Source organism: Haladaptatus sp. DYF46, assembly GCF_021083305.1.
In the GTDB taxonomy this organism is placed as follows: domain Archaea; phylum Halobacteriota; class Halobacteria; order Halobacteriales; family Haladaptataceae; genus Haladaptatus.
In genome coordinates, this window is sequence record NZ_JAJFAY010000010.1 from 90,958 (window position 1) to 104,089 (window position 13,132).

Genomic DNA, 13,132 nt, shown 5'->3' on the forward strand with positions numbered 1-13,132 from the left:
AGTTATTTGTGCTGCCACCGATATACGTTGAAAATAGTTGTCTTATCGTTGGTTGCTATACTGATCTTTTCTTAGTCTTAGTCGGTATTGACTTGCGTTGTTGCAATATCTCGCGTATCGTTCTCGCGTGACTGGCCCACAAAATGAGTGCACACCCAAACCCAATGAACGACTGCCGAAATGTAATCAAACTTCCCCCATCCACAACGACTTGCATCGGTATCATCAATGAGACAATTCCGATGAGGCACATTGCACTCCCAATCGCTGCAAAAATCGGTGCATCAAAGGCACGAACAAGTCCAAAGAAGTGAAGCCCAACAATGATTGCCACCACTGACGTGATGGCGCTCTCAAACCCTGTGCGTGTTAGGATCGTTCCTGCCACTGGAAACGCAATTACCATTAGTACCACCGAGATCCCGTATGCGCGGGTAGTGAACGGATTTTGCATGTCCTCACTGTCTTCTACGGGCAGCTGCTGTGCTTTCCGATACAAGTGTACCGCAAGCGCAAGTAAAGCAAGCGTAACTCCGATTACCACAAATTGCCCCACGGTTTCGTATGGCGCTGGTAAGCCAGCGCTGCCATACAGTCCCCATCCAAGTGCAAACATGGCGGAGATAAACGTGGAAAGTGCGATGCCTTGAAAGGATTGTACTGTCCGTTTGAGCGGGGCCATAAATACAATCACATTGCTGTTGCGGATAATAACTGTATTGAGTAGAAAGCTACAGGTAGAAGCCCTCTCCAGACACAATCGCTTACTCGTGAGCAGCGTTCAACGCGCTGTTGAGTTCAAACAATTCCGTGACAACAGCACTCTCGGCTACTTGGTATCGCGTTGGCGAGGTTTTCGGCACTTCCTCTATGATCTCGACTTCAAGTAGTAGGTCGATGTAATTCGCGACAGTCTGGCGAGTAACACCAGCATGGTCAGCGAACTCGGTCTTATTGAACTCCCGTCCTGGTGGTAGGTCGAGGAGTGCATCGATAAGAATTGCAACGCTCTCATGCTGGGTAAGATGGAGCCAGCCACTCGGGTGTGCAAGACGGGCCGCCTTCGTATCGAGCTCTTCAGCGCCGTCGGGTGGTGTCGTTTGGCTCATGGCTTCTGTCTGAGTGTCTAGTTGCCCACATACGCATATAGAAGTTTCCATTAGCGTTAACACCAATTAACATCGTTTATATACTACTCTTGAGTAACGGTTTTCATGGAAAAGCCGTCGGTGAAATGCGCCCTCCTTGCGGCTATGATCGCGAAACACCGCTGGGGGACACCAATTGACCAAGAACACCTTCTTGCAATTGCGGCTATCGAACAACATGCATATCCAACTGCTCGTGAGGTGTTTGCTACTCTTCGGAGTGCCGAATATATTACAAACAAGGGAAATCGCGGGATCGAACTCAACAATAGCGAATTCGGCGCATTAGCGGATACACTCTACCACGAGTGCCACTGGGAAGCCTTTGAAATCAAAAGTCGCCTCAAACACTATGAAGGATGGAGTCAGCACGATTGGGCCTAATACTGTGAACAATATTCGAGAGCGGGATGGTATACGACTCTAACCATCATTTCACTGGCTGAAGCTGACGAGACGGCACAGAACCGCGCACAGGCCGACCAATTTGCCTTCGACGTCGAAGCCCCGGACTCATCGAAGTGACCAACCAGAGCAACGAGAATTCCGCAGACCACCAATACACAGTCTCCATCGACGACGTGACCGACGAACTGATGGCCTGCACGGCCCGCACCACGTCCACCGCAACGCCTACTGCAAACACATGGCCGCCGTCAAGAGCGCAACCGACGACGGGACGCTCGATGCATTCCCATCGGAGGACAAAGACGAGACCAAACCCGAAGACTGCGACTGTGAGGGCCTCGGTGACTTCCCGTGCTGGCCGTGTGTAAGAACAGGACGGAAGGAACTGTCGAACTAACTCGCACTCCGATTTTTAATCTGTGGCACAGCGATTGATGTTCTTGATGCCTGCTTCCTTTCTCGTGTAGAAACTGTCTCCCGTGTTCGTACTAACAGCCGGAGGAGAAGGAGGAGCTTTGAGTATTCTGCTCAAAACCATTCCCGTACCGATGGTATAATCTCTAGGGTTGCGAATCCCAGATAGAGGCCGAAAACAATGGCAGCAATCCCTGCCACGAGTCCAACAATAGAGGTTCCATACAAGGCAATGGTTACTCCAGTCCATACCAGAACTACAGCAACTCCAACTAAGAGGAGCGTCCCAACCATTCCTAAAATAGCATCTTCTACTGCTCTGTGAACCAGCTCATATAGCTCCTGTTCTTCAAGTTCATTTACTGTGGCAGTCTCTGATGAGTCTATGCTTTCAATGCTGCAGTACGTTCGAAAAAATTTTTGACTTGGCACTTTCAAATAGCCGGAAATTGCTGGAATTGCTTGGTAGCATATCCTCGACTCAAAATACATAGGTGAGCAGTAGTCACGGGATGCAAGAATCACAAGAGAACAGCTACAAATTTCTATGTGAGACGAATTCCACTGAACTGAGCTCCTTTCAGAAAGATCAAGAGTCCCAATACAAAATGGAGGAGAGACGCCCACAAGGCACCAGCACGGAACGTAAACGCGAAAAACTAGATTGCGATAAACACTAGAAGAACCCCGATTAGAAGCGAGATTAGCGATACTTCCGTCAGTTGAAGTGGGCCAAATGAATAGGGTGTGTGAGTAAGAGAGCGATCAGATGCCATATCATACTATCCAACACCCACCGATATAAAGTCCGCTAGTTATTTATTCCTATCACTTTTATCTGGAATATGGCTTCAAATCTCCTCGCCACTGGATTTGCGTTTTTCTGGCTCCCTGCTCTCAGCACACTGTTCCTGGGATATTGGGTCTATCTTGACGCCACAATTCGAGGGAGCGACGCAGCTCTCCTCTGGGCAGTCTGCTGTACCGCATTTCTCCCGTTGATTATCGGATACCTGCTCCATCGCAGTGAGATTGGCGGGCGTCCCGAGCCAGCTGATCGCCGTGAACGTATCCTTGGCACGTATCTCGTCGCTCACGTCGTTGCCGCTCTCATTGTCACAATACTTCCACAAGTGCAACTGTCTAGACAGCTGCTCTACTTTGGCGCATTATTCGTTGGACTACTTCCTGGCTATTGGCTCGTCTGGACTGGTGGGTGGGCGCGACTTCGGCGTGAATTTGGCTGGAGTCATCCCTCGGAATCTGCAAGCTGAATGGCAACTATTCCAAACCCGAAGACTGCGACCGTGAGGGCGTTGGGGACTTCCCATGCTGGCCGTGCGTGAGAACGGGACGGAAGGAACTGCCGAACTAACCACCGCTTCAGCCCTTTTTATCCATGTCTCGCCAATTGACGTTCTCGGATATCACCGACCAGCGAACGTTCACCGAAAGCGCGAACACAGCGACCGACGATACACCTGAGGAAAGTACACAACAGCACACGGCCGGTATCGCCGCCGAGTACTTCGTGGGACGCTTGGGACTTTCTCCGAGGGCGAAGATTGACGAACCGAAGGAATGCGACTATGAGGGTTTCAGCAGCATCTCATAACCGGTGAGCCGACTTCATTAACACTATTCTATACAGTAATGATGGAAGCGATTATGATATTTTGTTGATAAAACCTATGTATGTAGAGCAAGTGTCTATACGTTGCTATGGAAATACTACATCGGTTACGCGGTGCCTTTCATTCAGAAACACCTTCTCGGCAGACGGAAGAGCAGGTACGAGCGTCCGGTGATATTTTTGAATGCGAAGAATGCGGTACCACCTTTATCTCGAAACCATCCCGTTGTTCAAAGTGTAACCAGAGCGACTTCCGCAATCTCGGCAGTTGTTAATCCGATATCACTCACCGTTCTCTTTCTACTGATACCGGTTCTAACTGTTGTGACCGACGATATACCCAAGACACCGACAGCCCTCCTCGCCCGAGCCCAACGACTGGCAGCGGTCACAAAGTACGGTCTATAAACGGACAAAAATGTGGACAGAAACCAGTAGAGGGCCTACTCGAGTGAAATTCACTGACTGACTTCAGCTGTGATATTGATACACTCTTCTAGTACAACTACGTAATGATCATTCGTATGTTTTCATCAACTGCCAGAGTATATTTATAACTACCGTCCTTAGCACTGATGAAGTTCTCACGAGGGGTTTGAATGTGGGGCTTCAGAATGAGAGTGAGACACAATGGGAGAGAGCAATACCAATACCCCAGATGACGACCAGAGTAGAGCAACAAAGCCATCCATCACTGTCCTCATTCAGAAAGCGATTACAGCACGAGAACAATCTGAATGGAGTGACTGTCCGCCATTGTACAGCGTTATTGATCCAGATGCACTCGATAGATTGTTTGCACCCACACAGGCAGGTACCGAACGTCGTGGGACTGTGACCTTTCACTACTGTGGTTACGAGGTAACAGTCAACACCGACAGAATGGTTGATCTCGATCCGATCAACGCAGATGAGACCTGATCTTGTATCGCTATTTCTAAGCCCAAGGGTAATTCCTTGCCTACCCTGAATTGTGTGGATTTTAGCGCACCTGTACCGCCACCAGTACACATTCTTCACGATGCCACGGCTATACCACAGTCGGTCCAAATTCTCTCAACGAATGAACAATTGCGTTCCTCGACTGGTTCAAAACTACAGATTAGCGGTGGTTCCTCCGTGATGAACGCACTCTTTCACTTGGCAGTTACAAGTCCCCTGCCCAAGTTACTAAGATGGTAAGAATAGATAGTCCACGAACACATGGCGGTCATTATCGAGTTATCACTTCCCTCCGAGAACTTCCCTCTAGGAACGATGCTCACCGCCGGTACAGAACTGCATATCGAATTCGAACGGATCGTCCCAGTCGGCGGCGATGTCGTGCCGATTTTCTGGGCATGGGATGGCGACTTAGATGCCTTCGAACAGCGTGTTCGCGAGGATCCAAATGTCCAGCAATTCGTTGAAATTGACCAGGTAGAAAATCGTCGTCTATATCTCCTGAATTGGGATATTCCACCCGGCGCGTTTCTCGAAGGCCTCACTGTCGCGGAAGGAATCATCCGGAACGCGCATGGCTATGGCGATGACGATTGGGAGTTTGAGTTATTGTTCCCCTCCCAAGACCAGCTGACCCGATTCCATAATTTGAGCCGCGACAACGGAATCGAATACACACTCGGTAAAATGCAAGCATTGAGCGACGCCGGAGCCTCACAATTAGCGAACATCGTTACCGACAAACAACGTGAAGCACTCGTACTTGCGTTTCAGCGTGGCTATTTTGAGACACCCCGACAGGTGACTCTCTCGGAACTGGCGGGCGAACTCGACATCAGTCAACAATCGTTGTCAGACCGGATTCGCCATGGTATCGAAGCTGTTGTGGAGTATGTGCTGTTCGGTGCGTCCAAGTAATGAAATTTCAGACTGTCTTTCATTCCCCACCTGACTTTTAAATGGCCCTGTTTGAACAGACCTAGCCCTTTTACAACTACATCCGATAGTAACTAGGAAATGGGCTCCTCTTCTGACGATGACGATGATCAGCAATGTTCAGTTGATGAGATATTCGAACTTGTAGCTGATGCACAACGCCGACAGATTCTCACCTATCTCATCCAGAACGCTGACCATCCAATTCCGCTCGAAGCACTTCTTGAAGAACTCATGACCCAGACAGATACCAGTGAATTAGATCAGCCAACTGAACAAGAACATCTTTTAACACGACTTCACCACCTCCAACTCCCCAAATTGGCTGATTATGGTGTGATTGAGTACAACGAATCGCTCCAGCTCATTTCGTATATCGAACAATCACGAATTGAGATGCTATTACAGTCAGAGCATATCGCTAGTGGTGGAGCAGAAAATAGTACTGGGGACGATCACGACTCGTAACTCTTTCTCACTACTATTCTCTCCCTATCTCTAGTCTGGTTCTCCTGATGTTGTCCTCAACAGCTTCCCGTGTTGGGAATACGTAAAAACGGATCGGCGAGAGATTCCAGAGAAACTCAGCCCCTCTTCTCTATAGCCCGTTAACAAATGCTTCCGCAAATCGCTGATCAGTGTCCACTCCTGAAGTGTATCCACACTGTGATCGTTAAGAGTGACAACGGTATCGCGCCAGAGACACCGCTGGCTTCTCTGCTTGGGCGCGTACGTATTGCAGATGAGAATGTTATGACAAGTACTGTGCCGATTTACTCACCAAAACGAGTGAGAGGGCCGAATTTGATGGAGGAAACGAAGGATCAAGAACGAGTGATAGACCGATTCTCACATGAAGGCGGTATAGGTTCAGCTGTCAGAATCTACCCGAGGACATACTCGAGGATGGGGTAGCGCTCGAGGAGTGACTGCCCACTGATCTCGTAGTTCTCAATCCAGGCATCGAGACCGAGGATCCGGCCGGCACCGAACGCTGCAACGGCCAGGAAGACGAGCATGTACGCGAAGTCGCCATTGATAACGCCGTGAGCGATGTCCCAGTTTCCGAAGTAGAACATGAGCATCATGAGCGCGCCGAAGAACGCCGCAAGGCGGACGACCGCGCCGACGAGCAGTCCAAGACCGATGAACAGCTCGCCCCACGGGACGGCGACGTTCGCGAAGTCGACGAACCACGGGGTCGAGCCCATCCAGGCGAATAGGCCTGCGATCGGGTTGCCGTTGGTCGCCGCGACGTTCGCCAGGTAGCCACCGGCCGAGAACGGTTCGGCGGCGACGATTTTCGTGAATCCCGAGTATGCGAACGCCCAACCCATCATGAGCCGAAGCGCGAGGACGAACCAAGCTGAGAGGCTGTGGGCACGGGTGCCAACCGTGTAGCCACCGATGGTGCTTTCGAAGGTGTTGCGAGTGTCTGGAGAGATGGTGGATGCTGTCATGGTCTCGGAAGAAAAACTTCCTACTTTCTAAAACAACGGCGAAGTATATAAGTGTATTTAGATAGGCTGTGTCATGGATTTGTATTGGTTATAGAAATTATTTAGCACCGCTATCGACTCATTTTTGTCTTGGTGAATGGCGACGAGAGTGAAGATACTGAGACACCTATCGACGACGAGAGCGGGCTACCGGAGGACCGTGACTGCGATGGCCTCGATGGCTTCCCAGACTATCCATCGTGAAAGCAAGCCGGAAGGAACTGCCGAATAAACCTGCGCTTCCGTTTTAATCCATGTCTCGATAATTCTCAGTGGCGTCAATTTATCAAATAAACTCCAATCGCAGAGTTATATATCTATATTTATTGCGGAATAGATTAACAATCGTTTCATAATTTTTAGAATGAAAACATATATGGCTTAGTTGCTTGTACCCCATACCAGACTATGGAACTCCTTCATCGGTTATGTGACGCCTTCAGTCCGGAAGAGGCCCCTCAGCAAACGGAAAAGCAAGTTCGAACAACCGGTGATATTTTTGAATGTGAAGACTGTGGTACAACGTTCATTTCAAAGCCAACCCAGTGTTCAAAGTGCGATCATAACGAATTTCGAAATCACGGCAGCTGTTAATATTCTGCTCAATCCAGGCGTTCTAGACCGTGTTTGCCCTTACATCCCCCCTTCGCTAAAGCGCGAGACTTCCCACGAGTTGGGATATTAGGGTTCCCGGTTGACAACTCTCCGAGTTTTAATAAAATATTCTTAACACAATCCGAAGCAAGAATTTTCTCCGGGATGGTGGTCGAATCCACAATCACTATCGTCGACGATTGGCTAGACGTTGATGGGAAACATGGCGACATTGGACACTATCTTCGACTTATTCAGTACGGAGCGGCGACGATACGCACTCTACTACCTCGATCAACAGAGTGGAACAGTAACGGTTGATGAGGTTGTGGAGTATGTTGCAAATCACGAAAGCGACGCGACTGATGAAACAATTCCTGACGAGCAGTACGATCGGATCGAACTCTCTCTTCGCCAGGTGCATATCCCGAAAACAGCTGAAATTGACTCGATTGAATATAATCGCGATGAAGGAGAAATTAATATTCAGGGAACGTCAACCGAATTTGACGCAATTGTGACCGTCGCGAAGGTCCTCGAACACGCCGACTGAGCCGAGTAGGTAGCCGACCGATGGCTCATTTCAATGGCTATCTCAGCAGGATACTTCCTGAATCTAACAGTCGAAATGTGCCCAGTGATATCGGGCGTCACGAAGTACGACCCGACAACAGAGGCAATCACGATCGCGCTCACGTGGGCGGCTTATGAACAACACGGGTGGGAGCAATTTAGTTCGACGGTGCGCCACGAACTCATTCACGCATGGCAGTACCACAAGTTTGGCGACGCGGATCACGGCACAACGTTCGCCCAGTGGACGGACGCCCTTGATACCTCGCAGCATTGCAAACGCTTCACTACACCCAAGTGGTGGCTTGTGTGCGAGGACTGCGGCGGTCGGATTGCCCGGTATCGACGCTCGAAGACCGTCCGTAACCCCGAGCAGTACAGTTGTGGTGAGTGCGATGGACCGCTACCCGTCGAGGAGAGCGATGGTCACTGACCGATTCTCGTTTAAGTAGTTCTCGCGATAAGGGATAGATACGAGGAAGATTTTCGCGGACTGCGGCTTTGTGGTTGGATTCTCATTGATGCACTTGATCAGTGGCAGCGCAAAAGTCAGTATGGTATACTAACCGTGAGCACGGATTATGGTGAATAGAGGAATTTCCGAATTTCGACGTACCAATAGCTCTACCGTACTGTATCTCAATTCCTCACGCAATATATTTGCCAACCGCCTGCATATCGAACAGTATGAGTGAGAAGGATTCACCGAACGCTGGCGAGAGGGGGTCGTCCGAAGGGATCCAAAATCAGTACGACTGGTCGTCGACAGAACCGAGTGCCGCTGTCGTCGAAACAACTGCTCAGGCAGCGAGCTGCGACCACCAGGAGCTCGGTCCACTCTACGACTCCATCGACCCTGATGCCTTTGACGCGATTCTTGCACCACCAACGACAAAAAACACCGATACGACCACATTAATCTCGTTCATGTACGCTGGCTACTCCGTCACGGTCCAAAGCAATGGCACTGTGAACGTTTCTCCTGTCTAAAAACACGCCTCGAATCGAAAGCATCGGTCATGCGGAGAACTCGCTCCTGCAAAAACACATCCCGATAACACACTCGCACTCATTCGTCGCCGGGCATTTCAGGATCATCAGCCGGCTGTAAGCCGGTCGCCATCAATCGCCGAGCAATCACCACAATTCCATTGTCGAAGCCCCGTCCAAACACTGCTTTTTCCGACACTATCCCACCAGTGTCCATCTCGTGGACCGAACTCACCAGAATCGTGTTCTTGTCGATCAACAACAACCGACTGATCGTCGTGTCGTCGTCAACTTCGAGTGGTGAGCTATGCAACCACTCTAGCCCCGAAACGAACACATTAGCGTCGGGCAGTGCCTCTGCAACCCGCTCACGAAGGTCCTCGGTCTGCGTGCCAATCAGAACATCAAGACCGGTGTCGAGTGCCTCTTGGAGCTGTTCGAGTAATTCGTCGGTGAGAACGTCTTCTCGACCGACGATGAACACGATTTCTCGTCCAGCGGCATCGATGAGTTGCTGGGTGCGATTCGCAATCGCGGTCGTTCCCGAGAGCGCCCACACTTCGTGCGTGATTTCTTCATCACCACCGTTCGATTCTGCAGGCTCGATCGCAGCGAGAGCCTCGACAAGCGTGTCCGTCCGTGATTCGTACTCCTGGCGCAGTGTCTCGGCAGCCTCCTCGATCGGCACGGCGCGAAATTGCTGGGGATTCGAGTGTTGGATCTCGACCAATCCTTTCGTCTCTAACACGCGGATCGCATCATACACGCGTGTTCGCGGCACTTCGGAGGTCTCGCTGATCTCTTTGGCCGTCCCTTTCGGCAGACGTGCTAAGGCCACGAAGCAGCGTGCTTCGTATTCTTTTAACCCGAGTTGCTGCAACAAATCGATCGCTTGCTCTTGATTAGTTATCTCGTTCATGGGTCCCAACCATCTGCCCGGGAACACCGGGGTTGTTCATACCGTTTTGGCGTCGCTCACAAGACAGTTGTTGTTGAACCCATCGTGCTCGCCCAACAGCACTGTCCATCATATAGTAGAATATGGGCGTCAATACGTATCAAAGGCACTCATCCCCGAACAGTCACATTGCTAATTCACCAGCTGTCACGATATTCACTCGGATAATCACAGAGTGCCAATGCGGAATGTGCAATTTATGGGGGTATTATTGCTGATTTCACAGTCGCGGCGGGAGTAATTTCGACGAGATTAGTAGTTGGAGATATAAGTTTCTACTCTCGCCATTCAGATGTATAATCAGTAACCCACATAATCACAGTAGCGTTATACCGGTCTAGCTCAAACCTCTACTTGGTACGGAGTTCTGATGGGTCCCAACCAATCGTCACTCCGTACCTTGCTGCCACATCTGTGGCAGTTTTTCGATTGCGATCGATTAGTCGGGAGCCCCACCAGCAGGTAGCACATCTTGATTCTCACTCAAAACGGTGAGCAGTGGCTCGATCTCATCGAATTGTGGCCCCTTCGTCACGCGTTGTGTTTCTTGATCCCAGTCGATGAACCCGTGATCTGCTAACTTCGGGAGATGGATGTGCTGCATCGCAATTGTCTGGGGTTGTTCTCCACCGTCTGTCTCCACCATGGCCGCGGAACCAGTGGGTGTGGTTTGCGGCGCATTGTCGACTAACGCGAGGAGAACCCGCCGTCTATGATGATTCGAGAGTACTGAGAGCTGTGTATCGAGTATCATAATGCACCAATTTGTGGTCACCTCAGACACGGTTAAATGGCCCCTATTTTGTGAATTGCTCTTCGTTTGAGGAAGAGAGAGAACTATTTGTGACCGAATCTATGAGAAGGAGTTCACTCACTTATTCATACACTATTTACCTCACGAGGTCGATTCTTGTGTATGGGTCGAGAACTTGACAACGTGGATCGCGGCATTCTCTATCATCTCCAGCGAGACGCACGGAATACGACGACTGATGAGATGGCTGAAACGGTCGGTGTCTCGGCCAGTACCATCCGGAACCGGATCGAAGCGCTCGAAGATGATGGAATCATCAAGGGCTATCATCCCGAGATCGACTACGAAGCAGCAAATCTCCCGCTGCGCGTGCTGTTCGTCTGTACCGTGCCCGCAACCAACCAATCCGAATTTGTCCAGCAAATGCTCGAGATACAGGGCGTGGTCGATGTGCGCGAGATGCTGGTTGGCCGGCGGAATATCTACGTCGAAGTCGTGGGGACGAGTACAAAGGATATCACGCGCATCACGGACACATTGCACGAGTCAGGGGTCACGGTCGAGAGTTCCGAGATCATGCGCGAGCGGCATATGCAGCCATTCGACCATTTCCATTTCAGTGAAGAAACGGCAGAGGAGCAGCGTGATAGCTAATTTTCAACCCATCTGATTGCGTATTTCACAGTACTTGAGGCTAATAGTGCGGGTATTGCACAATAACTCTGTTACAAAACGATAATTCGCGTCTCTCCGTGTGCATTTCACAACCTACCAATATAATTATTAAAAATGATTATATGTGTAGCCAATCGAGGGTCAAATATGCACGAGGATAGACACGCGATTGGCGATCGTAGCACCACAACAGGACAGCTTACCCTATTATATAAGCTGCTTGCTGATCACCGGCGTCGGGTTCTCCTCCAATGCCTTCGCAACACCGATGCTTCTTTGTCTGTTTCTACATTGGTGACGGAGCTCACACAGGGTGACGGCCGGGAACCCTCAGAGAGGGACGTGGACACAGAGATTGCGGTCCATCATATCCACCTCCCGAAACTCGCTGATGCAGGGGTGGTTGAGTATGACCAATCCGCTCAGCAAGCCACCTACAGCGCCCCACCACAGGTCGACGCACTGCTCGAGGAAATGCTGGTGACGGTTTCGACTGGCGAATAGGAATCCTCACTACAGGAATAATACCGAACCGCCCCGCCCGAATAACCGCTCCTCGTGACCACTGGACAGTCGGCCGGCAGAAACACACGGGTGCCCACCCAGCTGAAACACACCGGATTTCATCTGTTTTTCCACCAGCCAGACAGTCAGTTGGTGTTCTTCTAACCGTCCTCCTGGTAACACACCGGATTTCCTTTGCTTTTCACCGGATAGACAGTCAACCCCTGCCCCTGACAGTCCTCCAGGACACACCAGAGTTCCGCTGTAAACAACGCTCGCTCGACAGTCCCACCATCAATGGAACTGACCCTCTCCTGCTGGTACGCAGAGGACAGTCCACCGGGCTCTAGCCGGCTCGTCTCTACTGTGTTGCTCAATCTTGGACAGTCCAGCGTGCTGTACTCTTTTCTCTCAGGGTAGTCCCCTGACGTCCCGTGGACAGTCTGGCAGTGCTGTTCACTGCTCCTCGTCGTGCGTTCTGCGGAAGACGGTCGCTCTGATATTGGCACCCCCAGTATGGCGCCCATGTGGCACCCCACCTTTGCTGTCACACGGGCATTCCGTGAGTACGTGCTGCTGGCACCCCAGCTAGTGCACCAAGACTGGTTGACTGCGTGTCGCTCATTGGCACTCCACTCCAGTGCGGATACTGGCACCCCATATTATCGCTTCGCGGGTTTCTCAGTATGCCCTGGCAGGCCAGACTGTCCACTCTTCTCGTCTATCCCTGGTTCAAGGATATCACGGCCCCACTCGCTTGTGCTGGCCATCATTCCAGGTCTGCTGTTGCGGTCGCTGTCGCTGTGCTGTTGTAGCCTCTCTGCTGTGCGGCACACTGTCCAGTGCTACTCATGGCGGCTTGCCGCCAGTGCTGTGTTGCTGTTCCTGCTACACTGCGTTGCCCTCAGCGGGCCCGCTAAGTACAGTGGTGGGCGTCCCCTTTTCGTCAGTCTGTTGTTCCCTTTAGGATCGGCACGGCCTGACTGTCCCACTGTCTCGCTCTCTGTATTCCTCGTGTGACCTCGGTGGATTGTCCCTTCCTTCGATGTACTTCTTTCTCGGTTGTTCTGCAGAGTGGACTGTCCTCTTCTTCGTGTCCTGGGT

Annotated in this window: 17 protein-coding genes; 10 read left to right on the forward strand and 7 right to left on the reverse strand. The window is 50.9% G+C overall.

The annotated features are described in order from the left end of the window. Positions 1–55 precede the first annotated feature (55 nt). Together LJF34_RS26410 and LJF34_RS26415 are read right to left on the reverse strand one after the other, a co-directional pair. The gene (locus LJF34_RS26410; RefSeq protein ID WP_231189267.1) at positions 56–682 is read right to left on the reverse strand and encodes a hypothetical protein; all 627 of its coding nucleotides are present in this window, start codon (positions 680–682) and stop codon (positions 56–58) included. Positions 683–764: 82 nt separating this feature from the next. After that, a complete protein-coding gene (locus LJF34_RS26415) occupies positions 765–1,109 on the reverse strand; it encodes a hypothetical protein (RefSeq protein ID WP_231189268.1) in 345 nt (114 codons plus the stop codon). Between the two features lie 105 nt (positions 1,110–1,214). Between LJF34_RS26415 and LJF34_RS26420 the strand changes: the two genes are divergently transcribed. Further along, positions 1,215–1,532 carry a hypothetical protein gene (locus tag LJF34_RS26420; RefSeq protein WP_231189269.1) on the forward strand — a complete coding sequence of 106 codons (318 nt, stop codon included), beginning with the start codon at positions 1,215–1,217 and terminating at the stop codon, positions 1,530–1,532. A 262-nt stretch (positions 1,533–1,794) separates the two neighbouring features. Next, the gene (locus LJF34_RS26425) at positions 1,795–1,953 is read left to right on the forward strand and encodes a hypothetical protein (RefSeq protein ID WP_231189270.1); all 159 of its coding nucleotides are present in this window, start codon (positions 1,795–1,797) and stop codon (positions 1,951–1,953) included. Positions 1,954–2,084: 131 nt separating this feature from the next. On the opposite strand, the gene LJF34_RS26430 is transcribed toward LJF34_RS26425, so the two are convergent. Further along, positions 2,085–2,462, reverse strand: a complete 378-nt coding sequence (locus LJF34_RS26430; protein WP_231189271.1) for a hypothetical protein — start codon at positions 2,460–2,462, stop codon at positions 2,085–2,087. A gap of 359 nt (positions 2,463–2,821) precedes the next feature. Next, the gene (locus LJF34_RS26435) at positions 2,822–3,067 is read right to left on the reverse strand and encodes a hypothetical protein (protein WP_231189272.1); all 246 of its coding nucleotides are present in this window, start codon (positions 3,065–3,067) and stop codon (positions 2,822–2,824) included. 302 nt (positions 3,068–3,369) lie between these two features. Between LJF34_RS26435 and LJF34_RS26440 the strand changes: the two genes are divergently transcribed. From LJF34_RS26440 to LJF34_RS26450, 3 genes are all read left to right on the forward strand, one after another. Then, on the forward strand, positions 3,370–3,585 hold the full coding sequence (locus LJF34_RS26440) for a hypothetical protein (RefSeq protein ID WP_231189273.1): 216 nt from the start codon (positions 3,370–3,372) through the stop codon (positions 3,583–3,585). Between the two features lie 1,221 nt (positions 3,586–4,806). Then, positions 4,807–5,463 carry a helix-turn-helix domain-containing protein gene (locus LJF34_RS26445; protein ID WP_231189274.1) on the forward strand — a complete coding sequence of 219 codons (657 nt, stop codon included), beginning with the start codon at positions 4,807–4,809 and terminating at the stop codon, positions 5,461–5,463. A gap of 99 nt (positions 5,464–5,562) precedes the next feature. Beyond that, positions 5,563–5,949 (forward strand): hypothetical protein, encoded by a 387-nt coding sequence (locus LJF34_RS26450; protein ID WP_231189276.1) that lies wholly within the window; start codon positions 5,563–5,565, stop codon positions 5,947–5,949. A 416-nt stretch (positions 5,950–6,365) separates the two neighbouring features. Here the strand turns inward: LJF34_RS26450 and LJF34_RS26455 are convergent, their stop codons facing one another. Beyond that, entirely contained in the window at positions 6,366–6,941 is a 576-nt protein-coding gene (locus LJF34_RS26455; RefSeq protein ID WP_069452282.1) for a DoxX family protein, read from the reverse strand. 856 nt (positions 6,942–7,797) lie between these two features. On the opposite strand from LJF34_RS26455, the gene LJF34_RS26460 reads away from it, so the two are divergent. The 3 genes from LJF34_RS26460 (at position 7,798) to LJF34_RS26470 (ending at position 9,137) form a co-directional block, all read left to right on the forward strand. Continuing rightward, positions 7,798–8,127 (forward strand): hypothetical protein, encoded by a 330-nt coding sequence (locus LJF34_RS26460; RefSeq protein WP_231189278.1) that lies wholly within the window; start codon positions 7,798–7,800, stop codon positions 8,125–8,127. A 33-nt stretch (positions 8,128–8,160) separates the two neighbouring features. Further along, on the forward strand, positions 8,161–8,580 hold the full coding sequence (locus tag LJF34_RS26465; protein WP_231189280.1) for a SprT-like domain-containing protein: 420 nt from the start codon (positions 8,161–8,163) through the stop codon (positions 8,578–8,580). 254 nt (positions 8,581–8,834) lie between these two features. Further along, positions 8,835–9,137, forward strand: coding sequence for a HalOD1 output domain-containing protein (locus tag LJF34_RS26470; protein WP_231189283.1), 303 nt, complete (start codon positions 8,835–8,837; stop codon positions 9,135–9,137). A gap of 79 nt (positions 9,138–9,216) precedes the next feature. On the opposite strand, the gene LJF34_RS26475 is transcribed toward LJF34_RS26470, so the two are convergent. Further along, positions 9,217–10,056, reverse strand: a complete 840-nt coding sequence (locus LJF34_RS26475; protein WP_231189285.1) for a helix-turn-helix domain-containing protein — start codon at positions 10,054–10,056, stop codon at positions 9,217–9,219. 478 nt (positions 10,057–10,534) lie between these two features. Next, the gene (locus LJF34_RS26480) at positions 10,535–10,741 is read right to left on the reverse strand and encodes a transcriptional regulator (protein WP_231189287.1); all 207 of its coding nucleotides are present in this window, start codon (positions 10,739–10,741) and stop codon (positions 10,535–10,537) included. Positions 10,742–11,011: 270 nt separating this feature from the next. On the opposite strand from LJF34_RS26480, the gene LJF34_RS26485 reads away from it, so the two are divergent. Beyond that, entirely contained in the window at positions 11,012–11,503 is a 492-nt protein-coding gene (locus LJF34_RS26485) for an Lrp/AsnC family transcriptional regulator (protein WP_231189290.1), read from the forward strand. Positions 11,504–11,818: 315 nt separating this feature from the next. After that, positions 11,819–12,028, forward strand: coding sequence for a hypothetical protein (locus LJF34_RS26490; protein WP_231189292.1), 210 nt, complete (start codon positions 11,819–11,821; stop codon positions 12,026–12,028). Positions 12,029–13,132: the final 1,104 nt, after the last annotated feature.

Excerpts from the sequence above, each read along its gene's own strand:
- LJF34_RS26480 (WP_231189287.1), bottom strand. The coding sequence starts at position 10,741 with ATGGTGGAGACAGACGGTGGAGAACAACCCCAGACAATTGCGATGCAG.
- LJF34_RS26425 (WP_231189270.1), top strand. The coding sequence starts at position 1,795 with ATGGCCGCCGTCAAGAGCGCAACCGACGACGGGACGCTCGATGCATTC.
- LJF34_RS26440 (WP_231189273.1), top strand. The coding sequence starts at position 3,370 with ATGTCTCGCCAATTGACGTTCTCGGATATCACCGACCAGCGAACGTTC.
- LJF34_RS26430 (WP_231189271.1), bottom strand. The coding sequence starts at position 2,462 with ATGTATTTTGAGTCGAGGATATGCTACCAAGCAATTCCAGCAATTTCC.
- LJF34_RS26485 (WP_231189290.1), top strand. The coding sequence starts at position 11,012 with ATGGGTCGAGAACTTGACAACGTGGATCGCGGCATTCTCTATCATCTC.
- LJF34_RS26460 (WP_231189278.1), top strand. The coding sequence starts at position 7,798 with ATGGCGACATTGGACACTATCTTCGACTTATTCAGTACGGAGCGGCGA.
- LJF34_RS26470 (WP_231189283.1), top strand. The coding sequence starts at position 8,835 with ATGAGTGAGAAGGATTCACCGAACGCTGGCGAGAGGGGGTCGTCCGAA.
- LJF34_RS26410 (WP_231189267.1), bottom strand. The coding sequence starts at position 682 with ATGGCCCCGCTCAAACGGACAGTACAATCCTTTCAAGGCATCGCACTT.
- LJF34_RS26450 (WP_231189276.1), top strand. The coding sequence starts at position 5,563 with ATGGGCTCCTCTTCTGACGATGACGATGATCAGCAATGTTCAGTTGAT.
- LJF34_RS26475 (WP_231189285.1), bottom strand. The coding sequence starts at position 10,056 with ATGAACGAGATAACTAATCAAGAGCAAGCGATCGATTTGTTGCAGCAA.
- LJF34_RS26465 (WP_231189280.1), top strand. The coding sequence starts at position 8,161 with ATGGCTATCTCAGCAGGATACTTCCTGAATCTAACAGTCGAAATGTGC.
- LJF34_RS26445 (WP_231189274.1), top strand. The coding sequence starts at position 4,807 with ATGGCGGTCATTATCGAGTTATCACTTCCCTCCGAGAACTTCCCTCTA.
- LJF34_RS26455 (WP_069452282.1), bottom strand. The coding sequence starts at position 6,941 with ATGACAGCATCCACCATCTCTCCAGACACTCGCAACACCTTCGAAAGC.
- LJF34_RS26415 (WP_231189268.1), bottom strand. The coding sequence starts at position 1,109 with ATGAGCCAAACGACACCACCCGACGGCGCTGAAGAGCTCGATACGAAG.
- LJF34_RS26420 (WP_231189269.1), top strand. The coding sequence starts at position 1,215 with ATGGAAAAGCCGTCGGTGAAATGCGCCCTCCTTGCGGCTATGATCGCG.